The 25,281-nt window shown below is 48.4% G+C and carries 24 protein-coding genes; 5 read left to right on the top strand and 19 right to left on the bottom strand.

Annotated features, from left to right (window positions below; translation table 11 throughout):
- Positions 1–20 precede the first annotated feature (20 nt).
- Complete coding sequence (locus ACAN55_RS01165; RefSeq protein ID WP_379126937.1) at positions 21–2,186, top strand: methyl-accepting chemotaxis protein; 2,166 nt, start codon at positions 21–23, stop codon at positions 2,184–2,186.
- A gap of 81 nt (positions 2,187–2,267) precedes the next feature.
- Here ACAN55_RS01165 and ACAN55_RS01160 read toward each other — a convergent pair whose 3' ends face one another.
- From ACAN55_RS01160 to thyA, 3 genes are all read right to left on the bottom strand, one after another.
- Complete coding sequence (locus tag ACAN55_RS01160) at positions 2,268–3,755, bottom strand: glutamate synthase subunit beta (RefSeq protein WP_379126935.1); 1,488 nt, start codon at positions 3,753–3,755, stop codon at positions 2,268–2,270.
- Positions 3,756–3,970: 215 nt separating this feature from the next.
- On the bottom strand, positions 3,971–4,465 hold the full coding sequence (locus tag ACAN55_RS01155; RefSeq protein WP_379126933.1) for a dihydrofolate reductase: 495 nt from the start codon (positions 4,463–4,465) through the stop codon (positions 3,971–3,973).
- 15 nt (positions 4,466–4,480) lie between these two features.
- The gene (gene thyA, locus ACAN55_RS01150) at positions 4,481–5,275 is read right to left on the bottom strand and encodes a thymidylate synthase (protein WP_379126931.1); all 795 of its coding nucleotides are present in this window, start codon (positions 5,273–5,275) and stop codon (positions 4,481–4,483) included.
- 157 nt (positions 5,276–5,432) lie between these two features.
- Between thyA and ACAN55_RS01145 the strand changes: the two genes are divergently transcribed.
- On the top strand, positions 5,433–5,573 hold the full coding sequence (locus tag ACAN55_RS01145) for a DUF3918 family protein (RefSeq protein WP_379126929.1): 141 nt from the start codon (positions 5,433–5,435) through the stop codon (positions 5,571–5,573).
- Between the two features lie 323 nt (positions 5,574–5,896).
- On the opposite strand, the gene lpdA is transcribed toward ACAN55_RS01145, so the two are convergent.
- From lpdA to pdhA, 4 genes are read right to left on the bottom strand one after another with little or no spacing between them, the layout of a single operon-like run.
- Positions 5,897–7,309, bottom strand: a complete 1,413-nt coding sequence (lpdA, locus tag ACAN55_RS01140; RefSeq protein ID WP_379126927.1) for a dihydrolipoyl dehydrogenase — start codon at positions 7,307–7,309, stop codon at positions 5,897–5,899.
- A 3-nt stretch (positions 7,310–7,312) separates the two neighbouring features.
- Positions 7,313–8,653, bottom strand: a complete 1,341-nt coding sequence (locus ACAN55_RS01135) for a dihydrolipoamide acetyltransferase family protein (protein WP_379126925.1) — start codon at positions 8,651–8,653, stop codon at positions 7,313–7,315.
- A 39-nt stretch (positions 8,654–8,692) separates the two neighbouring features.
- Entirely contained in the window at positions 8,693–9,670 is a 978-nt protein-coding gene (locus ACAN55_RS01130) for an alpha-ketoacid dehydrogenase subunit beta (RefSeq protein ID WP_379126923.1), read from the bottom strand.
- A 15-nt stretch (positions 9,671–9,685) separates the two neighbouring features.
- Complete coding sequence (gene pdhA / locus ACAN55_RS01125) at positions 9,686–10,753, bottom strand: pyruvate dehydrogenase (acetyl-transferring) E1 component subunit alpha (protein ID WP_379126921.1); 1,068 nt, start codon at positions 10,751–10,753, stop codon at positions 9,686–9,688.
- Positions 10,754–11,018: 265 nt separating this feature from the next.
- On the opposite strand from pdhA, the gene ACAN55_RS01120 reads away from it, so the two are divergent.
- Positions 11,019–11,750, top strand: a complete 732-nt coding sequence (locus ACAN55_RS01120; protein ID WP_379126919.1) for an alpha/beta hydrolase — start codon at positions 11,019–11,021, stop codon at positions 11,748–11,750.
- Positions 11,751–11,891: 141 nt separating this feature from the next.
- Here ACAN55_RS01120 and ACAN55_RS01115 read toward each other — a convergent pair whose 3' ends face one another.
- Positions 11,892–12,356, bottom strand: a complete 465-nt coding sequence (locus ACAN55_RS01115) for a low molecular weight protein-tyrosine-phosphatase (RefSeq protein WP_379127547.1) — start codon at positions 12,354–12,356, stop codon at positions 11,892–11,894.
- A 160-nt stretch (positions 12,357–12,516) separates the two neighbouring features.
- On the opposite strand from ACAN55_RS01115, the gene ACAN55_RS01110 reads away from it, so the two are divergent.
- Positions 12,517–13,158, top strand: a complete 642-nt coding sequence (locus ACAN55_RS01110; protein ID WP_379126917.1) for a thiamine diphosphokinase — start codon at positions 12,517–12,519, stop codon at positions 13,156–13,158.
- A 275-nt stretch (positions 13,159–13,433) separates the two neighbouring features.
- On the top strand, positions 13,434–13,940 hold the full coding sequence (locus tag ACAN55_RS01105; protein WP_379126914.1) for a C40 family peptidase: 507 nt from the start codon (positions 13,434–13,436) through the stop codon (positions 13,938–13,940).
- Positions 13,941–13,982: 42 nt separating this feature from the next.
- Here ACAN55_RS01105 and ACAN55_RS01100 read toward each other — a convergent pair whose 3' ends face one another.
- The 11 genes from ACAN55_RS01100 to rnz all read right to left on the bottom strand — a co-directional run bounded on the left by ACAN55_RS01100 (position 13,983) and on the right by rnz (position 25,151).
- Positions 13,983–14,732 (bottom strand): winged helix-turn-helix domain-containing protein, encoded by a 750-nt coding sequence (locus ACAN55_RS01100; RefSeq protein ID WP_379126912.1) that lies wholly within the window; start codon positions 14,730–14,732, stop codon positions 13,983–13,985.
- A gap of 129 nt (positions 14,733–14,861) precedes the next feature.
- Positions 14,862–15,902, bottom strand: coding sequence for a ThiF family adenylyltransferase (locus ACAN55_RS01095; RefSeq protein ID WP_379127544.1), 1,041 nt, complete (start codon positions 15,900–15,902; stop codon positions 14,862–14,864).
- A gap of 115 nt (positions 15,903–16,017) precedes the next feature.
- Positions 16,018–17,571, bottom strand: a complete 1,554-nt coding sequence (locus tag ACAN55_RS01090; RefSeq protein WP_379126910.1) for an ABC-F family ATP-binding cassette domain-containing protein — start codon at positions 17,569–17,571, stop codon at positions 16,018–16,020.
- A gap of 116 nt (positions 17,572–17,687) precedes the next feature.
- Complete coding sequence (locus tag ACAN55_RS01085) at positions 17,688–19,166, bottom strand: serine/threonine protein kinase (RefSeq protein WP_379126908.1); 1,479 nt, start codon at positions 19,164–19,166, stop codon at positions 17,688–17,690.
- Positions 19,167–19,302: 136 nt separating this feature from the next.
- On the bottom strand, positions 19,303–20,370 hold the full coding sequence (locus ACAN55_RS01080) for an SAM-dependent methyltransferase (protein WP_379126906.1): 1,068 nt from the start codon (positions 20,368–20,370) through the stop codon (positions 19,303–19,305).
- Complete coding sequence (locus tag ACAN55_RS01075) at positions 20,367–21,149, bottom strand: ABC transporter ATP-binding protein (RefSeq protein WP_379126904.1); 783 nt, start codon at positions 21,147–21,149, stop codon at positions 20,367–20,369. Before ACAN55_RS01075 ends, ACAN55_RS01080 begins: the two co-directional genes overlap by 4 nt.
- Before the next feature lie 42 nt (positions 21,150–21,191).
- The gene (locus tag ACAN55_RS01070; RefSeq protein WP_379126902.1) at positions 21,192–21,539 is read right to left on the bottom strand and encodes a cyclic-phosphate processing receiver domain-containing protein; all 348 of its coding nucleotides are present in this window, start codon (positions 21,537–21,539) and stop codon (positions 21,192–21,194) included.
- Positions 21,540–21,542: 3 nt separating this feature from the next.
- Positions 21,543–22,391, bottom strand: coding sequence for a deoxyribonuclease IV (locus ACAN55_RS01065; RefSeq protein WP_379126900.1), 849 nt, complete (start codon positions 22,389–22,391; stop codon positions 21,543–21,545).
- Positions 22,381–23,196 (bottom strand): Fpg/Nei family DNA glycosylase, encoded by an 816-nt coding sequence (locus tag ACAN55_RS01060; RefSeq protein ID WP_379126898.1) that lies wholly within the window; start codon positions 23,194–23,196, stop codon positions 22,381–22,383. The genes ACAN55_RS01065 and ACAN55_RS01060 overlap by 11 nt, the downstream gene beginning before the upstream one ends.
- Before the next feature lie 43 nt (positions 23,197–23,239).
- Positions 23,240–24,028: a TIGR01457 family HAD-type hydrolase gene (locus tag ACAN55_RS01055; RefSeq protein WP_379126896.1), complete on the bottom strand. Its 789-nt coding sequence runs from the start codon at positions 24,026–24,028 to the stop codon at positions 23,240–23,242.
- A 193-nt stretch (positions 24,029–24,221) separates the two neighbouring features.
- Positions 24,222–25,151 carry a ribonuclease Z gene (rnz, locus tag ACAN55_RS01050; RefSeq protein WP_379126894.1) on the bottom strand — a complete coding sequence of 310 codons (930 nt, stop codon included), beginning with the start codon at positions 25,149–25,151 and terminating at the stop codon, positions 24,222–24,224.
- Between the last annotated feature and the right edge of the window lie 130 nt (positions 25,152–25,281).

Raw genomic sequence — 25,281 nt, 5'->3', positions numbered from 1 at the left:
ATCCATTGGAGGACACGAATATGAATAAAAATAAGAGCATCTTGCAACAAACTATTTTCCGAACTTCTTCAAACAACAGACGCGCTACATTATCAACAAAACTGGTATTGATGGTCATTTTACTACTAACAATCAGCTTCTCCGCAATTATCATGTTCAACCTGAAACAACTGCATGCTGTCAGCAGCGACAAAAGTGAGATGGATGCCCGCATTTCCGGAATAGAGTATTCCAGCGAATTTAAAGAACATATAGTTAACTTGCTTGGAACTCTTCAAACTCTTTCAGCCATGCTTCAGGAGTCTCAGGCAACTCAATCCCTAACCAGAGAAGAAACCGTCGATTTGCTTCAAAATACTTTAAAGATCAATTCCGATTTGTCCGGGCTTTTTGTTGCCTGGGAGCCTAACGCTTTTGATGGTAAAGACAAAGAATACGCAAGCAAAAATGCATATACTAATGAAACTGGCCGGTTCGCTGCTTTTATCACCTTGGTCAAGGATCAATTTACTGTTTCACAGCTCGGGGACCTTAATACTCCAGGACTTGCCGATTATTATTTGATACCCAAGCAAACCAAAAAATTCACAGTTGTTAAGCCTACAAACTATGGAACGGAGCAAGAAGTTTCCCTCTTCTCATCCGTTGTGCTACCCATCCTGGATAAGGACGGGAACTTCTTAGGTGTTATCGGCACAGGTCTTCCTCTGGCGGATCTGCAAGTGCAGGCTGAATCATTCCAAATGGATGCAGGTTACATATCTCTTATAGCCCAGGATGGTAGTTACGCCGCCAATGCAGCCTATCCGGATTTACTGGCAAAACCTTATGGAGATACCCCTGAAAAAACAGCGTTTTGGAATGAAACACAAGGAAGTACAGGGAAAATCATGTATTCAACCGAACCCAACGGCGAAAAAGTCATGCGCTCCCTCGATCCAATAGATCTGGATGATGAAGGACTCAACTGGTATGTGGAAACGGTTGTACCGGAAAGTTATCTTAACAATGCGTACAATCATAGCCGGAACATTTCGTGGCTGATTGCCTTTGGAGCCTTGCTGTTGCTTAGTGTATTTATTACAGTATTAATCCGGCATTGGGTAAGACGTCCATTACTCGAGCTTGGCGGCAAGATGAAGCTAATGGCAGACGGGGATTTGACACAGTTCATGCAGGTTAAAGGAAATGATGAATTTTCCGACTTAGCCGTCCATTTCAATGAAATGACAATCAAACTGAAAAACATGTTCCAATTAATTGCTGAGCTGGCACTATCGGTTGGTTCAACAACGGAACAACTCTCTTCCAGTGCGGATCAAACTGGGAAAGCATCTGAGTCAATCGCCATTGCGATACAGGAAGTAGCGAACGGTGCAGAATCACAGTTCCATCATTCAGGAAATACGGTCAAAGAAATGGAAGAAATGACTCTTGGGATTCAGCGAATTGCCGAATCCTCGGGTACAGCATCTGCGTCAGCAACCGCGGCCTCTGAACAGACCAGAACGGGTAGAGTTAAAATACAGGAAGCCGTTAGCCAGATGGAATCCATGCAACAAGCTGCAGTACAGTCTGAGAAATCCCTTCGCATTCTCGGAACCAAATCAGAAGAAATCGGTGGGATTGTAGGACTGATCACGAACATCGCCCAGCAGACGAATCTATTGGCCCTCAATGCCGCTATCGAAGCGGCTCGTGTAGGCGAGCATGGCCGCGGCTTCGGAGTTGTTGCCAATGAGGTGCGGAAGCTGGCAGATCAGACCAAAGAGGCGGCGATCGATATCGCGAGTCTAATCGAAGAAATAAAGGATCGTACAGGCATTGCAATCGACAATATGGCCTCTGGAACTGCAGAAATGAATAAAGGTGTCGATTTCGTAAGAGAAAGCGGTCAATTGTTCCAATCTATATTAGCAGAAATTGAACAAGTCAATGACCAAATCCAAGAGGTCTCCTCCTCATCCGAACAAATGTCTTCCAGCTCTCACCATGTCTCGACAACAGTCAATCAGCTGGCAAAAATCGCTAATGACACCATGGGTAATTCTACGAATGTGGCCGCAGCTGCACAAGAGCAATTAGCTTCTATGGAGGAGATTTCATCTTCTTCTGAAGCACTAACTCACATGGTCAAAGATTTACTGAATAAGCTCTCTAAGTTTAAAATCCAAGAGCAAGAGTAAAAAGAATTAACTATGAAGATAAGAGCAGCCTACACGCAAATTCTTGCGCATAGGCTGCTCTTTGATTATGACAATATATCATTATACTAGGACGGTAGATCCCATCAAATACTTATCTACTTCACGGGCAGCTTCGCGGCCTTCTTGGATTGCCCAGACCACAAGGCTTTGTCCACGGCGCATGTCACCAGCGGCAAACACTTTATCCACATTGGTGTTGAACTTGCCGTATCGTGCCTTCACATTCGTACGGCGGTCCGTTTCAAGATTCAGTTCCTGAATGACTTCCTGTTCCGGACCGTCGAAACCGATGGCAATCAGCGCAAGTTGTGCAGGATACACAGCCTCTGTACCTGGGACCGGCTGATAAATCTTGCGGCCTGTCTCATCTACCATACGGTGAATTCTTACCGTGTGCAGCTCTTTCAGGTTACCTTCATCGTCGCCGACAAATTTAGTGGTCATGATCGAGAACTCACGGGGGTCATCTCCGAAAAGCGCCTTAGCTTCCTGCTGTGCATAATCAAGTGTGTATACATTCGGGAATTGCGGCCAAGGGTTAGCAATAGGGTCACGTTCAAGTGGCGCTTTATCATGAGTACCGAACTGAGTGATGCTGCTGCAGGCATGGCGCAATGCTGTTGCAACACAGTCAGAGCCTGTGTCACCACCGCCCAGAACGATTACATCTTTGCCTGCTGCGCTAATGTAGTTCCCATCCTCGAAGTTGGAGTTTAAGTAGCTCTTGATCGTGCCATTCAAATAATCCATGGCATACATTACACCGTTCAGTTCGCTGCCTTCAATGTTAAAGCGACGAGCCTTCGTTGCTCCGCCACACAGGACAACCGCATCGAATTCGTCGACCAACTGCTGTGCCGGGATATCCTTGCCAATCTCTGTATTTACTACGAAATTAACACCTTCTGCAGCGAGCAGATCCACGCGACGTTGTACAACCCGCTTGTCCAGCTTCATCGTCGGGATGCCGTACGTCAGCAAACCGCCGATACGGTCACTGCGTTCGTACACCGTTACGGTGTGGCCCGCTTTATTCAATTGGGCTGCTGCTGCGAGGCCTGCAGGACCTGATCCTACAATGGCAACGTTCTTGCCGGTACGTTTCTCTGGAGGGGTAGGAACAATCCACCCTTCCTCAAAGCCTTTATCAATAATGGCTAGTTCAATGGTCTTGATAGTCACGGGCTGTCCGATCAGTCCAACGGTACAGGAACCTTCACAAGGTGCCGGACAAATACTTCCAGTAAATTCAGGGAAATTATTTGTCTTCAGCAGACGCTCGAGTGCTTCTCTCCAAAGTCCGCGGTAGACCAGATTATTCCATTCCGGAATCAGATTGTGAAGCGGGCAACCGGAGGTGCCTCCAACCATATCAATCCCCGTGTGGCAATAAGGTGTGCCGCAATCCATACAACGTGCGCCCTGTGTGCGCAATTCTTCTTCCGATAAGTGGTGATGGAACTCTTCCCAATCCTTTACACGCTGCTCTGGCTCACGATCCCCAGGGAGCTGACGTTTATACTCCATAAATCCTGTTGGCGTAGACATATTTACGTTACCCCCATCCGTTCTCTTCATGTTAATGTATAGTACATTCTAACATAATGCGATTTACCGCAAGAGTTATTCCGTACATTCTCTTTAGCATATAATCCGATATTACTAATTTTAATTATAGTAGCATTCATTACTTTTGCACAGTAATGGATTAATTTGCTGATTGTTTGTACTATTTCACATGTGATGTCAGAGAAAAGCTGATTTTATGATTCCGAACGTTCGTATACAACAAAGTAGTAATCATACGGATTGTTCTCATCCCGGATTCCCTTTGTCCGCGAGATCTCCCGCCAAAGACTCCAGTCCACCTCCGGAAAAAATGTATCTCCCGCAAATTCCTCTTCAATTAAGGTAACAATTAGTTTATCGGCATGCGGAAGCATCATACGGTAAATTTCAGCCCCACCGATAACCATCAACTCATCGCCTGAAACAGCCTCTTCCAGGGCCTGGTCTACCGTATGAACTACTTTGGCACCCTCTGCAGCGAAACGCGTGTCACGGGTCATCACCAGGCTTCTTCTGCCCTTCAGCGGTTTCCCTCCAAGCGAATCCCATGTCCTGCGCCCCATCAGCATTGTTTTGCCCAGAGTTTCAGCTTTGAAAAAAGCGAAATCACGCGGCAAATGCCAAGGCATATCATTGTCTTTGCCGATTACGCCATTTGACCCCATAGCCCAAATCATACTGATGCCCAAGCTGCTACCTCCTTATTATATGGCCACCGGAGCTTTGATGCCCGGGTGATAGACATAATCCGTGAATTCGAAGTCTTCGAATGTATAATCAAAAATCGATTCAGGCTTACGGAGAATCTTCAGCTTCGGCAGTGCATAAGGCTCACGGGACAGCTGTGTAGCCACTTGTTCCAAATGATTGTTGTAGATGTGTACATCTCCGCCAGACCAGATGAAATCTCCGACTTCAAGCCCTGTTTGCTGGGCGACCATATGGGTGAGCAGCGCATAACTTGCTATGTTAAATGGCAATCCCAAAAAGGAATCCACCGAACGCATGGTTAACATACAGGACAGCTTGCCGTCCGCTACATAGAACTGAAATACAAAGTGACAAGGCGGCAGCTTCATCTGCTCGATCTCCCCTACATTCCATGCACTGACAATATGACGGCGGGAATCGGGGTTATTTCTGATGGATTCAATTACACTCGTAATCTGGTCGATATGCCGGCCATCTGCACTCTCCCAAGCCCTCCACTGCGATCCGTACACCGGTCCAAGCTCTCCGTTCTCATCCGCCCATTCATCCCAAATGGAGACACCATTCTCCTTCAGATAGGCAATGTTCGTCTCACCCTTCAGGAACCACAGCAGTTCATGAATAACCGATTTCAGATGAATCCGCTTAGTAGTCATCAGAGGGAAGCCCTCATTCAGATCGAAGCGCAGCTGGCGTCCGAACACGGAAATGGTTCCGGTGCCTGTCCGGTCGCTCTTTGTAGCTCCGTGATCCAATATATCCTGAAGTAAATCCAAATAGTTGCGCAACAGTAATACGCCCCTCTCTTTTTTTCTTTTATCAGTTTACCATGACCCAGGCGGACGGAACCAACATTATTTCCATGAATGAAGGGATCAGATCATACGCAAAATAAAGCTTGTACAACTTCATCAGCATTTAAATACACGAAAGGTGGTGTAAGCAATGAAATGGACATCGCGGAGAACGATCATGTCATTAATTGCCATCGGACTCGGGGCTACTGCCTTTAGCATGAAACGCCGTCGCAGATCAAACATGATGGATTGGCGCCAGTTACTTCAACCTGTTCGTAGAATGTTCTAGGCAGAACGCTCCGAATGATTGTTGAGGATATCAAGTACTTATTAGATCATCTGAAGATTGTAAAAGCATGAGATGCGGATACTCGACAGGCAGCTCTGCCTTCGAGTTCCTGCTTACATATCCCGAACAGGCTATCTCAGGTATACCCGTCAGCAGAATGGCTGAGGACATTGACATAGCGATTATTCCTCTCGCTTATACCCACTCCATTAACCCTTATTCCCTTCACAACCGTAAGATTAATTAAAAAGAAGGTGCCCCCGCCAAGTTAATAGCAGATGGGACACCTTCTAATCCAGCTTGCTGAGGCAAGCCTTTATTGGTTATTTCATCACATGAATCGGGTGGCCTTCTACCAGTTCAGCCGCTTCCATGACGATTTCGCCAAGAGTTGGATGTGCATGGATAGTCAATGCGATATCTTCTAGGGTTGCACCCATTTCAATCGCGAGTCCCAGCTCTGCAATCAGGTTAGAGGCTTCGATGCCGACGATTTGTGCGCCAAGCACCAGATTGTTATCAGCATTCGCTACAATCTTGATAAAGCCTTCTGGACTGTTCAGTGATACTGCACGGCCGTTACCTGCGAACGGGAACTTGCCTGCCTTCACATTATAGCCTTTATCCTTCGCTTCTTTCTCGGTCAGGCCGACGCTGGAGCATTCAGGATCTGTGAACACAACAGCCGGAATCACTTTGTAATCCACTACGGATTTATGTCCTGCGATCGCTTCAGCGGCAATTTTACCTTCGTAAGAAGCTTTATGCGCCAGGGCAAGACCTGGAACGATATCTCCGATAGCGAAGATATTCGGAATGTTAGTGCGGCCTTGGTGGTCGACTTTCACGAGTCCGCGTTCGTCAAGCTCCAGACCGATCAGATCGAGACCCAGTTCACCATCTGTATTCGGGCGGCGTCCCACGGTAACCAGCAGGTAATCTGCAGTCACTTCTTTGGACTCCCCATTCACGGAATACTTAACGGTAACTTCTTTGTCGTTCTGAACCGCACTTTCAGCTTTGGCATTGGTCACAATTTCGATGCCTGTCTTCGCCATGTTCTTGGCAACCAGACGAGTCATGTCTTTGTCGAAGCCAGGAAGTACAGTGTCCAGACCTTCGATAATCGTAACCTTGGTTCCGAATTTGGAGTACATTTGGCCAAGCTCTGCACCGATATATCCGCCACCAATTACGATCATGCTCTTCGGAATTTCCGGAAGGTCAAGCGCTTCAGTGGAGGACAGTATGCGTCCGCCAAACGGGAAAGGCTTCAGTTCAATCGGACGGGATCCTGTCGCGATAATGCAGTGCTTAAAGCGGTAACGCGGAGATTCGTGGTCGTTAAACACACGGGCTTCCGTATCGCTGATGAACATGCACTCACCGCTGAACACTTCGATTTTATTGCCTTTCATCAGGCTGGTAACGCCGCTGGTCATTCTCTTTACAACGCCGTTCTTGAATTCTTGAGTCTTCGCCCAATCCACTTTCACGTTCTCGGCGGAAATACCGAATACTTCTCCATGCTGTGCGGATTCAAATTGATGAGCAGCAGCGATCAGTGCTTTGGAAGGAATACAGCCGCGGTTCAAACATACGCCGCCGAGTTCCGATTTATCTACGATCAGTACTTTTTGTCCAAGCTGGGCTGCACGAATGGCTGCCACATATCCGCCGGGACCTGCACCAATTACCAATGTGTCAATATCGAGTGAAGCGTCTCCTACTACCATATATTACACCTCCATAACTAACATATCAGGATTAGCAAGCAAGGTCTTAATGTAATTCATGAAGTTCTGTGCAGTTGCACCGTCAATAATCCGGTGGTCAAAGCTTAAGGATAGGGCCATAACCGGAGCGGCTACAATCTCACCATTCTTGACAACCGGTTTCTCCGTAATACGTCCAGTACCGAGGATCGCTACTTCAGGGAAGTTGATGATCGGTGTGAAGAACATACCGCCAGCGGAACCGATGTTGCTGATGGAGATGGTGCTGCCTTTCATTTCATGAGGAGCCAGTTTGCCGTCACGTCCACGCAGAGCAAGATCACTGATTGCACTTGCAATCATCCAAATACTCTTACGGTCAGCATCTTTAATAACAGGAACGATCAAGCCGTTGTCTGTGTCTGTAGCAATACCGATGTTGTAGTACTTCTTGTAGACAATTTCATTCGATTCTTCATCAATCATTGCGTTAAGCGCCGGGAACTCACGGGATGCCGCAACCAGTGCTTTAACGATAAACGGAAGGTAAGTAACCTTCACGCCTTTCTTCTCGGCAACAGGCTTCATGCGTGCACGGAAAGCTACCAATTCAGTAACATCCACTTCATCCATGATTGTAACATGCGGTGCTGTATATGCAGATTTAACCATGGCATTGGCAATTGCTTTACGGATGCCTTTAAATGGAACACGCTCTTCTTCAAGGCTGACATTGCCCACAGGTGCTGCTGCCGTTGCAACTTTAGTCTCAGCTTTCGCTTCAACTGCAGGTGCTGCCGCTTCAGTTACCACCGGAGCTGCTGCTGGTGCCCCACCGCTTAAGAATGCTTGTACATCCTCTTGAGTGATCTTGCCGTTCTTGCCGGTGCCGTTCACTTTAGAAATATCTACGCTATTGTCGCGAGCGAATTTGCGTACACCTGGTGTTGCCAGAACATCGCGGTCAGGGGCCGGCACTGCACTTGCAGCTGCTCCGCCTTCCTTCGCATCAACAGGACTTGTAGCTGCAGGGGAAGCTGTTGTGTCCGCACTTCCTTTTGCCGCATCTGCTTCCTGGGAACCGTGTTCTTCAGCATGGCCGCCTTCCTGTTCAGGAACATCGCCTTCCGCATCAATAATCGCTACAACTTCTCCGACACGACAGACTTGGCCGTCTTTAGTGAGAACTTCCAGCACTGTGCCGTTTACCGGACACGGTACCTCTACAACCGCCTTATCGTTTTGCACTTCCATAACTATATCGTCATCCGTTACTTTATCGCCGGGTTTGATATGCATTTTGATAATTTCGCCTTCATGCAGACCTTCGCCCAGTTCAGGGAACCGGTATTCAAACTTTGCCACTTCGAAAACCTCCTTATGGGAATAAGAGCTGATTATTTATTAGAAATCCAGTACTTTCTTCACACCTGCGATAATACGGGCAGGGTTTGGAAGCCATGTATCTTCAATTTGCGCGAATGGATACACGGTATCCGGACCTGCGATGCGCAATACTGGCGCTTCCAGATGGAGAATACCTTTTTCATTAATTTGAGCAATGACTTCAGCAGCCACACCTGCGCTCTTCTGCGCTTCCTGTACCACGATGACGCGGTTAGTCTTCTTCACCGATTCCATAATCGTATCGATATCGATCGGGCTGACCGTACGGAGGTCGATGACCTCAACTTTGATACCTTCTTTTTCAAGCTGATCCGCGGCTTTGGTGCAAGTATGTACCATCAAGCCGTAGGTAACAATGGTGACGTCCGAACCTTCACGGACAACATTCGCCTTACCCAGCTCAACGGTATATTCTCCTTCCGGAACTTCAGCGCGGAACGCATGATACAGATTCAAATGCTCCATAAAGAATACAGGGTCGTTATCACGAATCGCCGCAATCAGGAGGCCCTTCGCATCATATGGATTAGAAGGAACAACCACCTTGATCCCAGGGCTTTGCGCGATCAGGCCTTCCAGCGAATCAGTATGCAGCTCAGCCGCTTTTACGCCGCCGCCAAATGGAGTACGGAATACAACAGGAGAATTATATTTACCGCCGGAACGATAGCGCATGCGAGCGGCTTGGATTACAATTTGATCAAGTGCTTCAAAGATAAAGCCGACGAACTGAATTTCTGCGATAGGCCGGAAGCCTTGTACGCCAAGACCGACAGCAAGACCGCCGATTGCGGATTCAGCCAGCGGAGTATCGAATACACGGTCTTCGCCGAATTCTTTTTGCAGCCCTTCCGTTACACGGAATACGCCACCTACATTACCTACGTCTTCTCCGAAGATAAGTACGCCCGGGTCTCGATTCAGTTCAACGCGCATGGCGTCACGGATTGCTTCTTTCATATTCATTTGTGCCATTGCCTGATATCCCCCTTATTCAAAATCGGCTTTTTGCTCTTCCAGATGTTTCGGAGTAACCTCGAACATGCTGTCGATCAAGCCGGATACGGTCATTTTTTCGGTTTGCTCCGCTTTTTTGATCTGCTCGTTGACCGTCGCTTTCGCTTCTTCTCTCACGCGCAGAGTGTCTTGTTCGGTCCAAAGGCCCTTCTTCTCCAAATACTTGGCAACGCGGGCAATCGGATCCTTCTCGTTCCATTGTCCTTCTTCTTCTTTCGAACGGTACTTACTGGCATCGTCGGAAAGGGAATGCGGACGGAAACGGTAAGTTACAGCTTCGATCAAAGTAGCACCTTCGCCATTGCGTGCGCGCTCAGCAGCTTCCTGCACAGCAGCGATTACGGCAAAGATATCCATACCGTCTACTTTGATTCCGGGAATACCGGCAGCAATCGCTTTATGAGCGATGGATTTGGCAGCGGTTTGTTTCGCAAACGGAGTTGTGATCGCATAACCGTTATTTTGAACAAAGAAGATAACCGGAAGTTTAAAGCGTCCTGCAAAGTTCAGGCCTTCATAGAAGTCACCTTCGGAGGAGCCGCCGTCACCAGTGTAGGTAATAGCTACATTCTTTTGATTCTTTAATTTAAAGCCCATTGCAATTCCGGTAGCATGCAGGATCTGCGCACCGATGATAATTTGCGGCATCAATACATTGACACCATCCGGAATTTGACCGCCATGCTGGTGGCCGCGGGAGTACAGGAAAGCTTGGTATAGCGGAAGTCCATGCCATACAAGCTGTGGAATATCACGATAACCCGGGCAGACGAAATCTTCTTTCTGAAGGGCGAATTCACTGCCGATCATTGTTGCTTCCTGGCCGGAAACCGGAGCGTAGAAGCCAAGTCGGCCTTGTCGGCCAAGATTAACGGCACGGTCATCCCAAGTACGGGTGAATACCATGCGGTACATAATTTCTTTCAATTGATCGTCTGTAAGGTTTGGAAGTTTGTCCTTGTTGATAACCTCTCCATCCGGAGAAAGCACCGAAAGAGCTTCCACATCCTCTGTATACACTTCATAAGGAACTTTGCTCATTATCTTCACCTCAATAAAAAAATTTGAATATCAGCTACCTCTGTTATAGAATTATTATACACCTGTTTTATACATTTCGTCAAAGAAATACGCATAATATTTATGCTCAGTTCATTTTTGTATGTACTACAGTTTTTAAATAATTGTATAACAGTTTCTTCTTTCATCAACAAGTATATGACATTTAACACACCTGTTCCGTGGCTTAATTTAGCTTAATGACTGTATTAATGCAAAAACCGACAAGAAAGGCGACGTGACGACAATGAGTGAACCTGTTTTTCTGAAACGTACAATATTGAAGCAAACCATTTGGAGCGAGCATCTGCAGGAGAACCGCAAACTGCGAATCTATCTGCCTCCAGGCTATAATGAAGCCCAAAGTTATCCGGTGGTCTATTGCCAGGACGGTGAAGAATTCTTTAACTTTGGCCGTATTGCTACACTTGCCGGAAGACTGATTCTGGAAGAAGGCATCAAGCCTTTCATTATAGTGGGTGTCGAAGTCGATATTTCTGTCAGAACACAGGAGTATGCACCTTTCGGCAGCCGGTTCCATTCTTATCTCACTTGCTTTGCCGAAGAAATTATTCCCTATATCGAACATAATTATCCGGTGAGTCATGAAACAGGTGGACGTATCATTGCCGGTGACTCTCTGGGAGGAAGTGTATCGCTTCATATCGCACTTTCATATCCAGGTTTGTTCAACCAGGTCATCAGTCTTTCAGGTGCATTCTATCCGGAATCCCGTCAATTGATTGCAGCGGAAGAGGATTTGTCATGGCTGAATATCAATATGGTCGTAGGCCTTCAGGAAACGGATTTCCAATCTGATACAGGTGTATTTGATTTTGTACAGATAAATAGGGAAACCAAAGATCTGCTTGAGCAGCGTGGTGCAACTGTCTCCTACCGTGAAAAGGACGGAAGACATCTTTGGGGTTTCTGGCAAAATGAGCTTCCGGAATCGTTACTCTACTTCTTAAACACCTAAAAGACATTTAAACAGAAAAAAGTGAACATACTGGGAACATTATGTATTCCTTTTCAATGGTTGCGCTTACATGAATATGCCTTTGCCTCTTCTATATTCGCACTTGTACGGCAAGGACAAGATTACCGCTTGGAGACAAGCCTAAAACTTCTCCGCGATAATCTTGTCCAGCAATATCGTGCATCCGGCATCAATTAAATCATATACCTGCTCAAAATTGCCTGTAAAATAAGGGTCTGGCACTTCTCTCAGCTCTTCATCCGGTAACAGATCCATAAAGAACATCAATTCCGCCTGCTCCCCGCCTGCAATCTTACGGACGTTGATAGCGTTAGAATTATCCATGCAAATGATGTAATCGAACTTTTCGAAGTCATTACTGCTGACTAGACGGGCCATTACTCCCTCATAGCTGATCCCGTGTTGATCAAGCATTCGCCGGGTACCTTCGTGTGGCGCTTTACCAATATGCCAGTCTCCGGTTCCTGCAGAATCCACTGTGATTTTTGGAGATAGTCCGCGCTCATTGATCTTGTGCCTCAGAACAGACTCGGCCATGGGTGATCGACAAATATTACCCAAGCATACAAAAAGAACATTAACGATCTCTCTCACCTCCAGCTGTAGTTGAAATATGAAATAGCACATTCAGGCGATTAGTGTACATTTCTATTTTAGCGTTCTCCAGGACAATTGTACAACTTTTGAATCTGCATTATACTGGGGCAGGACATAAACTTCAAAACAACTGAAAGGAACGATTGTCATGTCGTCCAAAAGAGCTGTAATTTTCGCTGGCGGTAACCTAGACCCGATATTCCTGAATGCTATTAATGAAGATGATTTCTTAATCGGTGCCGATGAAGGCGCATTGTTCCTTATATCCCATGGCGTTACGCCTGATATCGCAGTCGGTGATTTCGATTCTGTAACTCAGGAGGAGCTTGAAGAAATCAAGGCTCTCAGCCGCGAAACGATAACTTGCGATCCCGTACTAAAGGATTTAACAGACAGCGAAATGGCGCTAGAGCTTGCGATGAGTACACAGCCCGAACAAATCCTTCTGGTTGGAGTTACTGGAACCCGTCTTGATCATACTTTGGCAAGTATCCAAATGATGACCCGGGCGCTCCAGCGGCAGATCATTTGCTCCGTAATGGATGCGAACAATTACATAACATTGACTGATTCACAGGCTTTGGTAGAGGAACAAGGGTATACATATGTCTCATTGCTGCCTTTGACACCAGAAGTTACCGGAATCACACTTGAAGGATTCCAGTACCCTCTCACGGACGCTACATTGAAACTCGGACAATCGCTTGGTGTTAGCAACAGGTTAATTGCCCGCTCGGGAACTGTTTCGATTACTAGTGGCTTACTTCTTATTATCCAGAGCAAAGATTAAGATTACGCTGCATTAAGAGTCATCGTTGTAACCTTTTGTTTTAACTTCAAAACACTAGATCCCCCTTATTCATCAAGGGTTTTCTAGTGTTTTTCCTTATCCTTCGACTTGTAATTATTAATTTTTTGTAACTTTTAATGGTTTTTTAATAAAACGCTTCCAACTCAGGCGGCTCAAGGGTTTGAGCCCTCAAACCCATAATTTAGGGACTGGATAACCTGCTATACTACGAATCAGGCAAGCTAGACAAAACATACCATGGAGGTTATTACAACATGAGAAAACATCAGTGGTTCAAACAAGCAATAGTCGTAGGGATGTGCACCACGATTGGCCTGAGTACCTTAATGGCGACAGGAGCCGGCACAGCACCAGTATCAGCAGCAACCATCACTTCATCTACCGGCCAAAGCATTGTTAATCTCGGAAAAAATTACATGGGCGTCCGCTATCAATTTGGCGCATCAACTTCCACAACAAAATCTTTTGACTGCTCATCCTTTATGAAATATATTTTCGGCAAGTATGGCATTAACCTTCCGCGTTCCTCGGTGTCCCAATCTAAAGTGGGATATACCGTCAGCAAAGCAAACCTGCGTCCAGGGGATCTTCTCTTCTTCTCCAGCGGCAGCCGGGCAAATGGCAGCAATGTAACCCACGTAGCAGTTTACGCCGGCAATGGTAAGATTCTGCACACCTACGGGTCACCGGGTGTAACCATTTCGGATCTGAACAGCGGCAACTGGAAAAGAACATACCTGAAAGCCCGTCGCGTACTGTAACAACACATAACCATCAGATTTTGACTATGTAACTCTATAGTCTTACTCAAGTGGCGCCTCTTCAGGCGCCCGCAATACATAACCAGCTCCACGAACCGTATGAATCAGCTTATTGCGATATCCTTTATCTACTTTCAGACGGAGGTGCCGGATATAAACATCAACTACGTTGGTATCTGCAGCGAAACGGTACCCCCACACCTGGCTTAAGATTTCCTCACGGAGGCATACTTCACCGACATTGCTCACCAGATAGTACAAGAGCTCGAATTCTTTAGGGGTGAGCTTTTTCTCCTCCCCGTCACGGCTGACATAACGACGCGTGGGCTCCAGAATCAGACCATCGACCCTTAGCACCTCATTGCCAAGACGGCGGCGCCCGGTCAATGACAGGAGGTTACGGATTCTACATCTTAGTTCTTCCGGATGCAAAGGCTTATCCATATATTCATTGCCACCAGCTTCAAACACGGCAATTGCGACTTCCGGACCTCCGCCTTCAGAGATGATAACCACAGGCAGCTGTCTCCCTTTCTCCCTAACCGTATAAACCTCCTGCCACCCCTCCCAGTCGGCAGCATTTGGGATTTCCGCTACAAGCAGGGCTGTCTCATCAGGAGTCAACTGAATGCGCAGATCTTCCAGATCTGTGCTTACTTTCATTTCAAGATCCCGGCCGAGAAGAAAATGATCCCGAAGAGCCGAATGTTCCCCCGACCAGCTTCCTTCATGAACCATACCATTGTGCATGTTTTCCTTGGCAGGCGAGTACCATATGATCCGGTCCCTCACGGATATCCCTCCGTATTTCCTGAGTACGTCTACTACCCTTTTACCGCAGTTTACGAATAGGGTTCCCGCAAATTAAAAAGACCATTCCTCACGGAACAGTCTCTTACATGTACATTTACGTTTATTAAGTTATCCAAAATACCGGTGATACAGGCTACGGGCAGCTGCAATATCATTTGTCCCATGTACAAGAGCCCGTCCGTCCGCGAAGACAACCATTCTATGATCTCCCTCTGTAAAAGAAACCAGATACGGGTTCTGATCAACCTTACCGGTTCCAAGGCGGTTCAGTCTCTTTGCCGTTTCTGCCAAATCAAGCTTTTGGCGGTGAGCGGGCCGGATCTGCACGGTATCCCTGCCGCACAGTACATCACTTCGTTCCGTATTGGCCGCCATTAGATAAGGATATGTGGGATGACTCCCGCAGGATAGACATTCCTGCTTACGGGCAGCATTGACTCCGATTTCCTGATATTCATTCCGCCAGACATCAAAGGTCAGCAGCCTGCGCCTTAGCTGTTCCTTTCGTCCGCCCAGCAGCTTCATGGCCTCCGCAGTAGCATTTGCCGTCACCATCTGTACAGCCTGTGGCAGGATGCCGGCGATATCACAGGTATCCCCTCCGAGGGGGACCGTTCCCAGCAGACAGTTCATACAAGGGGTTTCACCCGGAAGTATGGTGTAGGTGATTCCGTAACTGCCGACACAGGCTCCGTAAATCCAAGGAATCCCATGCTTCAACGCGATATCGTTAATAATCAGCCGGGTATCGAAATTATCCGTGCCATCCATAACGAGATCCATCCCCTGAATCAGGTCCTCTAACTCTTCTGCTCTGGTATCCATCACGTGAGCTTCAATCACGACTTCAGAGTTGATCTGCCGGAGTCTCGCTTGTGCCGCAGCCGCTTTCGGCATTCGCTGCCGGGCATCCTCTTCGGTGTACAGCTGCTGGCGCTGCAGATTACTCCACTCCACATAATCCCTGTCCACAATCACCAACCGCCCTACTCCGCTGCGGACCAGCGTCTCGGCCATTCCTGTACCTAGGGCCCCCGCGCCGACCACCAGGACACTGGACTTTCCAAGCTTCGCTTGAGCTTCCGGTCCAAAGGGTGCAAAACGCTCCTGCCGGGAATAACGGTCATCCCGTCTCCCCTCCTGTGACAGCTCAGGTACGTTCTCGTGATCTCCTCCGCTATGGTTCTCCACCAGAACCCCTCCTTGTATTCAAAAGCGGTAGTGCAGCTTCATACCAGCCGCACTACCCGCATATCTCATTCTTTTAAACTTTTTGACCTGACCATTGTTCAACATCCCAGGTCTTGGTGACCCAGTCCTCATAAAAGTCAGGTTCGTGCGAGACCAGAATAACGGTCCCTTTATATTCTTTCAGCGCGCGTTTCAGTTCGGCTTTGGCGACTACATCCAAGTGATTCGTAGGCTCATCGAACAGAATCCAGTTGCTTTCTCTCATCATGAGCTTGCAAAGGCGCACCTTGGCCTGCTCGCCCCCGCTCAGCATGCTTAGCGGACGGGTAATATGCTCGTTCTTTAGTCCGCAGCGGGCCAGGTGTGCTCTAACCTCGTGTTGGTTCAAACCGGAGAACTCGTTCCACACATCATCAATCGGAGTAATATTACCAGCTTTAACCTCTTGCTGAAAGTATGCAGAGTTTAGGAAATCTCCCAAATAAGTCTTACCGCTATATGCCGGAATTACGCCTAGGATAGTCTTAAGGAGCGTAGACTTACCGACACCATTGCAGCCGACAATTGCAATTTTGTCCCCGCGCTCAATCACCATGTTCAGCTTCGGCAGCAACGGGCGGTCATAGCCAATTTCGAAGTTAATTCCTTCAAATACCGTTTTGCCGCTGGCCCGGCTTTCCTTAAACTGAAACGTTGGTTTCGGTGCTTCTTCCGGACGCTCGATCCGTTCCAGGCGACCCAGCTGCTTCTCGCGGCTCTTTGCCCGGCCCGAGGTGGAAGCGCGCGCTTTGTTGCGCTGGATGAAGTCTTCTTGCTTTTTGATATATTCCTGTTGCTTCTCAAAGGCGTCAATATGCTGCATTTTGTTCATACCCGCCATTTCCAGGAACTGCTCATAGTTTGCAGTATAGCGCGTCAGCTTGGCGAATTCCAGATGGTACACTACATCCACGACTTTATTCATAAACTCCGTATCATGGGAAATCAGCAGAAATGCATAGGGGTACTGCTTCAAATAGTTCGTCAGCCAGTCGATGTGCTCCACATCCAGATAGTTGGTAGGCTCATCAATTAGCAGAACATTCGGTTTCTCGAGGAGCAGCTTGGCAAGCAGCACCTTCGTCCGCTGTCCACCGCTGAGTGAAGCCACATCCCGGTCCAGACCGATGGCGGAAAGACCAAGACCGTTGCCCATCTCTTCTACCTTAACATCGATCAGATAAAAGTCGCCGATATCCAGCTGTTCCTGGATTTCACCCATCTGCTCCAGCAAGAGATCCAGTTCCTCCGGTGATGCCTCGCCCATTTTACCGGTAATCTCCATCATTTCATTCTCCAGCTCCAGGAGCGGGAGGAATGCATCCTTCAGCACATCGCGGATCGTTTTGCCTGGAGTCAGAATCGTGTGCTGGTCCAAATATCCGTAACGGACCCTTGGAGTCCACTCCACTTTACCGCTGTCCTTCAGCAATTTACCCGTCAAAATATTCATCAGCGTCGATTTACCCACGCCATTTGCACCAACCAGACCCGCATGCTCACCGGCCAGCAGCCGGAATGACACATCCGTGAACAACTGACGGTCTCCAAAATTATGGGAAACGTCTTCTACAGTAAGTAAACTCATATTTTCTCTGTAAGCTCCTATCTATCTAAATACACAGTGTACGTCAAAATTTCATACAATGATCTATTCTAACACAGGTGGAGTGTCACTGAAATAGACTAAACTTGGAATTCGGCTTATCGCCGCTGAAATAAACCATTTCGTTTACGGACACTCTCCCCGCCAGTGATTGGCTTCAGCAGTTCTGTCATTAGTTCCTCCATGCGATGATCCCTTGTAAATGGACTGCTCTGGTAAGGCATGGGATACACTCTGGCGGTCTGAAGCACCTCCTCAAGCATCGCCGCAGCCGCACGGTCCGCGAGTGAAAGTAAGATCTTACATTTATCCTCCAGTTCGAGGCCGCTTCGCCGCTTCCAGAGTAGCACCTCCTCGATCCGCCAGTCAGCACCGGACGCAATAAGCAGCGGTACAGGACTCTTTGCAAATTCCTCAAGGGCTCCCCGCTCATTCCCGGTCCCCAGATCAAGTACCACATAGCGGTAGTCCCCACCATTTAATGCCCTGAGGGCCCCTGTCTCCGGACGTTTCGAGAAGTGAATTCCTTTCCATAAAAAAGAGTGCCCTTGTAATGATGGTTCTCTAGCTGAACCGGTCATCTCCGCCATATGGCGCATCCGTTCAAACACCCGTGAGTCCGGGGCATAATCGACCCAGGCTGTTGATCCGTAGCCCGATAAGTAGGAAGCTACACTCAAAGATGCATGAGTCGTTCCCAGCCCGCCGGCAACTCCCATGATAGCGACAACAGTTGTCCCTGCCCCGGGATGCTCCCCGTCTGAATTCCTTTCGCGTCCAGTAGGGATATTCGATAACACATTAATCACCGATAATGCATCGGGATAACGGTCTTCAGGCCGCGGCTGCAGCAAACGCTGAATAACCGGGATCATCCGCCCAGGAACCACTGCAGCCAGCTGACGCTCGATCCCTTTCTGCCACGTGGTCTGACGCCCTCCGGTAGCCATATAGAGCAGCAGTGCTCCCAGTCCATAGAGATCGGATTCCGGCCGGCTTTGCCCGCTCCCGTATTGCTCCGGAGCAGCAAACCCGACAGTCCCCAGCTTAACCGTGTCCTCTGTACCTCCACTAACATAATTACGTGCGATTCCGAAATCGATTAATACAAGCTCGTGCTGCGGAGTAAGCATGATGTTGGAAGGTTTCAGATCCCGGTAGACAATCGGCGGATGGTGCCCGTGCAAATACTGAAGCACTTCAAGCAGTTGCTTGGCGAATCTGAGCAGAATCTCACCCGGGACCGGACCCGGATTCGCCTGCATATACTGGGCTATTGTCATTCCCTCGATATAGTCCATTACCAGATAGGAATACCCGTCACAGTCCGGAGCATAGAAATCGGCGATCCGCGGGAGTCTGCGATGATTTAGTGAGATTAACAGCTCCGCTTCAGCTTGAACGCTGCCGTATTCTCTGCCGGATGTGACACTTTCCTTCACCGCCCACTGTTTGCCTGGCAGTCTTAAATCCTCGGCAAGATGCACATGACTCATGCCCCCTGAACCGATAACTCGCATAATTTGATAACGCCCGCCCAGAATTTGCCCCGGAACAAGTTTGGAATTCATTCGCATGTGAGCACTCCACCTTTACTTAGTTGTTTATAAATAAAAAAAAGAAAGCATACCCGTTCTGCACTCGCGGATATTGCCGCAGCGCTTGAAACGGGATGCTTTCCCTGTATTATTTCATGGTTATGAAGTTGCTGATTTAATACTTAATCATATAAAGCGTAATTTCATCACGGTTATGGAAGAGCTGCTTCGCCCGCTGAATCTGCATCCGTTCGGCCTCGAACATTTGCATGATTTCTTTAATAACCGCAAGCGGCTTTTTATGCATAAGCTTTACAGTCACGACCGCCGTCCCTCCCGGTTCAAGAGCGTGGAGCAATCCCGTAACCAGTTTGGCCATCAGCTTCGGACTCCAGCTCATATCACAAACGATCAGATCGAATTCATTCTCACGAAACTTCAGTTCTCCGGCATTTTTGCGCAGAATCTTCAGACCCGGGTAATTCTTAAGCGATTCATGCATGTGCGCCGGATCCACCGCAGTTACCTGGATACCCCGCTCTAGTAGAAACGATGTCCAGCCGCCGGGAGCCGCGCCAATATCAAGTCCGCGCTTAAAGCTGCTGAACGGGATGCCGAACTCTTTTTCCGCTTCAATCAGCTTGAACTTCGCGCGGGAGATTTGGCCGTCTTCCTTACGAAAACGAATCGCTCCGCCATTCCAGTCGGACAGGTTCTCTTCCGGGCGGGAGACACCGGCATACAGCATATCGCCATCTGCATAGACAGAAATGACCCACTCCGGTTCCTGTACGGTGAACTCTGCTTCCAGAGGCTTAAGTTCCTCCTGGAGCCATTCCCGCAGTTCTCCCGGACTCTCCTGCCAGAAGGAATCCCCACTTTTACGAACATGCAGGGCAATTCTGCAGCCTTCTAGCTGGCTTTGACGGCTCAGATATACGGCAAGACGTCCGAGAGCTGGCACACTGCCTTCATCCTGGAACTGCACAGGCTGAATATGCCGCAGAAAGATCGGCAGATTCGCGAGCAAAAGAGCTGAAACCTCTTCCGGCTCAACCTGTAGCGTAGCGAGGAAAATTTCACCCGGAATCAGTGGCGTGCTTTTGACAGCACCGAACAGACGCCGGAGCTCCTCTTGGGCATACGGGGCAAACCCGTGGTTGGCGGTACAAATATAACGGGAGAGCGTTTGTGTCTCCGTATCGGATGCTTGTCCTTCAAGATCTTGCTTAAATTCGTTCAAATGGGTGTTCCTCCAGGTCTAATTTTGATCCACGGACGGCCTCCGTCCCATTCAACCTCAACAGGAACATCATAAGCCGTCATGATCATTTCTTTCGTAAGCACTTGCTCTTTGGGGCCGGCTCCGGCGAGCTTACCGCCGCGGATCAGCGCCACATGTGTGAATAGTGGAACAATTTCCTCCACGTGATGCGTTACATAGACTACGGCAACATTCCGCTTTCGAAGCTTGTCTACTTCAGCCAGCATTTTTTCGCGTTCATATAGATCAAGACCGGCGCAAGGTTCATCTAAAATAAGCAGCTTCGGGTTGCCCATCAGACACCGGGCAAGCATCGCTTTCTTACGTTCTCCCTGCGACAGAGTACCAAATGAATGGTAAGCCATGGCACCCAGATTCATGTCTTCAAGGATATCTAGCGCCTGCTGCTTCACATCTTCCGGAATCGTCTGGTAGAACCGCAGATACGCATAGGCCCCGGTCGCCACGACTTCCCACACGGGGTCGGAGAGTGACAACTTCTCCATCAGTGAGGGTCCAATATATCCGATCTCTTTGCGAACCTCGCGCACATCGCATTGTCCATAGGTATATCCAAGTACCTCTACCTTCCCGCTGCTGGGGAATAAGTATCCGGTCATCATTTCCAGCAATGTTGTTTTGCCGGAGCCGTTGCGTCCGAGAATAACCCAGTTCTCCCCTGGACTCATCTCCAGTGAAACATCATCCAGTATCAAGCTTTCTTCTCTGCGTAGTGTAAGATGCTGTAAGGATATCATCGGCTCAGGTCACACTCCTTATGTACATTGCTATTCTTGCTGTTATTCTTCACCCGATAATCCGGAAGCAGCCTCCCGTAATTTCTCCGTGCTCATGGGTCCATTATGAAGAATAGTTCCGTCGGGTTTGGCGGCATAGAGCATCGCATACATTTCTTTTCTACCCCAAAGGCTGGAGGTATGTAAAAAAATTTCCCGGGGGAACAAGCCCTCGAGTACCATTATTTTCGCTACCTCACTCCCGGTAACATCTACCGGGCCCATATCATGGTCAAGCGAGAGAATGCCCACTTCACACTCTCGAAGCAGCATCAGGCATTCATCCGTAGTCCTCGCCAGCGTAAAGCCTGGGGGAACCCTTCTGAAATCATCCATATAAACATTGATCACGAATTAATCCTCCGTTTCATACCATGCCCGCACTGCCGCAATTTCTCTACGGTGAGTTCCGTCTGCACCCTTCTCTGTCTCCAGGACAATTACTGCTGGCCGAAGTTCGTCCGCTGCAAGCAGCTCTCTAAGACTCTGTTCGCCAATGTGCCCTAAACCGACTCCTGCATGTCTATCCCGCCGTGAGGCGAAGGGATATTTAGAATCATTAAGATGAACCGCATAGAGCTGGGACCAGTAACCAAGAGCTTCACCCCGTTCCAGCAGAACATTGCTATTCTCAGGATTCCACAGCCCGGAAGCAAAGGCATGACAGGTATCGAAGCAAAAGCCGATTCTTTCCGGATATCTGCATAGCTCGCGTACCTTTACCAATTCCTCCAGAGTCGTACCTTCAGCACCGCCGTTGCCAGCCTGATTCTCGATAAGCAGCTTTGCCCGTCCTTCCCAGGACTGAAGCGTTTCATTCATACATTGTATAATATTTTGATAGCCTTGTAACGGCTCTATACCTTGAAAATGTCCAAAATGCACTACGATACCCAAAGAACCACAAGCTTCAGCAATCTCCAGGTCATTTCTCAAGGACTCCACCATACTTGCATGCACACTGCCCCCGGCAGCCATATTGGTCGGATAAGGGGTATGAGCAATAGAAGTTATGCCTTTATCCAGACAGTAAGATGCGCAATCTGCCGCCTCCCGGGTTATAACCGGCTTAAGCTTCAGACTGCGCGGGTTTTTCGGAAAATATTGAAATCCAGTCGCACCGCTCTCCCAGGCATACCGGGCCGCTTGGCCGAATCCGCCGCGGATACTGACATGGCTTCCGATACAAGGTCTACTGTTCAAGCTGACAGTTGGGGCAATAAAAAATCTTCCGCCCGGACAGCTCCGCTTTCACAATCGTTCCCCCATCACGAAGGCAGGCTTCGCCTTCACGGTCATATACCTTATACTTATCATTATACGAACCCGTTACGGTATCCCCGGTCATAAACGGCATTTCCATATATCCGCCAATCTCTGTTGCCTCGGTGAGAACTTTGCGAGTACTTTCATACAAACGCGCAATAGAATCAGGCGTCAATCCCTGGATAAGGGTAGTCGGCAGCAATCGAGCTTCATAAGCAATTTCATCTGCATAACAATTGCCGATCCCTGCGAAGACATGCTGATTCACCAGCGTGCTCTTCAGCGCGCCGCGTCTTTTTCTCAAAAGCTCCGTGAACCGCTGCGGAGTCATTCTCCGGTCCAGCAGCTCAGGTCCGAGCTTGCCCATCACCGCTTCGCCTTCTTTTACAGATACCAAATGCAAGAATCCAAGCCGCAGACCCATAAAGTATAGTATCCGGTCACCAAAAGTGAGCTCCACCTGGGTACTGCGTTCAGGCCGTTCCTCTTCCGTTCCAAAGAACAAGAGACCGCCAAGCATCAGATGCAGAAGCAGACGCCGTCCATCATGCAGATGGAACAGGATATATTTCGCTCTCCGCTCCACAAACACCACCCGTGCACCGAGCAGCGCCTGTGTAAATACCTCAGTCTCTACATTGATTGTCTTTTCTCTATTCACGGTAACGCCCGTAATCGGCACGTTTATAATATGCTGACTCAGCAGCTTTCGGTAATTCTCCATTTCCGGCAATTCCGGCATGTGTCATCTTCCCTTCAGGTTGGTAAAATCATACGTCAGGCTATTATAACCCAAGAAGCACCGACAGTTCAGCTAAATCGGCACAAATATAATCGGGAGTTATTCCGGTAATGTTTTTGTAATGCTCCAGATTCTCTGCTGTAGTCAAACCTGTAAGCACAAGAACCGTCCGGCAGCCTGCATCGTTGCCTGCGGCAATGTCCGTTCGCATATTATCGCCAACCACGATTGCATTCCCGGGTTCAATACCAAGAAGTGAGGTTGCATAAGTCATCAGATGGCTGTGCGGCTTACCGATAATAACAGGCGCAACACCGCTGGCGGCTTCAATAGCTGCACCGATAGTTCCCGCTCCAGGCATGATGCCATCATCGGACGGTAGCATAAGATCCGGATTCGTCAGTACTGAAATTGCACCTTCCCTGATCCAGCGGGCAGCTTGCGCCAGGGATTGATATGTAAAAGAACGGTCAATCCCCTGCACCACGTACTCAGGATCATGCGTTACCACTTGGAGCCCGGCTTCGATGCAGGCGTGATGCAGTCCCTCTTCTCCAAGTATCGCCACTCTGGCTCCGGGGGATTCTTCGGAAATGTACCGCGCAGCTGCCAGTGACGAAGTACACACCTCTTCACCTTTCGCCTCGATGCCCATACCACGAAGATGCTCCGCAACCTGATCCGGAGTCCGCGATGAATTGTTGGTCACGAACAAGAAAGGGATGCCCTTCTTGCGCAGACCAGCGATTAGTCCATCCGCTCCTGAAATCATATGCCGACCATGATAAAGTGTTCCGTCCAGATCGATTAGCAGTCCTTGTATGTTCTCCATGGGGCTCCTTTTCAGGCTTTATTGATATTAATGTCGTTAATTATTAATTAGATTATTTTAATACAGTTTCATTGACACAAGCACCCTATTCCTGCGCTAAACAGCCTTGCAATGGCAAAGACAGAGCGGATTTAGCAGCTTTTGACACACCGTTGTCACTTCCTGCGCTTTCCCGGAAAATAATACATTTCCCTTATTGTTGCCGGTACACTGGGTATGCCACAAACTCCTCCGCAAGGCGTGTCTCCGGAAATTCACAGCGGGCTTCATCCAACAGAGGCAACAGCTCTTCATGCGAACTGTATCTGGAGCTGAAATGCGTTAGCAGCAGCTGATGGACACCGGCTTCCCGTGCAAACTGTGCTGCCTGCTGCGCCGTACTGTGATAATACTGATGTGCCATTTCCGCCAGATCATGAGCAAACGTTGCTTCGTGAAGCAGCAGATCCGCATCCTTCGAAAGCGGTAACGCACCATCACAAAGTCTGGTATCTCCCAGAATGGTGATGACCCGTCCCTTTTTGGGAGTACTGAGAACTTCGGCTGCACGGATAAGCTCTCCGGCTTCCGTTGTTACATCGATGCCTTTTTTCAGCATTCCGTATAAAGGTCCTGGTTTTAATCCTTTGGCTTTTAGCAGCTCAGTATTCAAGCTCCCTACGCTATCCTTTTCCGTAATCCGGTAACCATAGCTGTCGATTCGGTGCTCCAGCAGCCCTGCTTCAACCTTAAACCCGTCATCCTCAAAAATAAGGCCTCCGGAATGTTCCACAATTTCGAGCTTATAGGGAATTCGTGACTGGCTCACAAGCAGTGACGTATCCAGGAAAGCCTTCAACCCCGGCGGGCCATATACGGTGAGCGGAGCGGTTCCGCCCTGATAACCCCGGCTAGAGATCAGCCCTGGCAGCCCAAACAAATGATCACCATGCAAATGTGTAATGAATATCTTTTCCAACTTGCCAAGCCGCAGAGGAGACTTCAGCACCTGATGCTGCGTCCCTTCCCCGCAATCAAACATCCAGAAGCTGCGTCTTTCTTCAAGTAGCCTCAGTACCACTGAGGTAACATTGCGCTGCAGAGTAGGAATCCCTGCGTTTGTTCCCAGAAAATATAATTCCATGGCGACCCTCCTTCATCTATGTAGGTTGTAGTCTTGTAAGAAGAAACGGCTTTGCCGTCCTTAAAGGGACGGTACCCGTTTCTCGTAACAATACAAGGATAAAGTATAACGGGAAATTTATACTTTCTTG

Source organism: Paenibacillus oryziterrae (assembly GCF_042610485.1).
Taxonomy (GTDB): domain Bacteria; phylum Bacillota; class Bacilli; order Paenibacillales; family Paenibacillaceae; genus Paenibacillus_AQ.
Note: the sequence above shows the minus strand (reverse complement) of the source record. Positions and strands in the feature narration are given on the sequence as shown.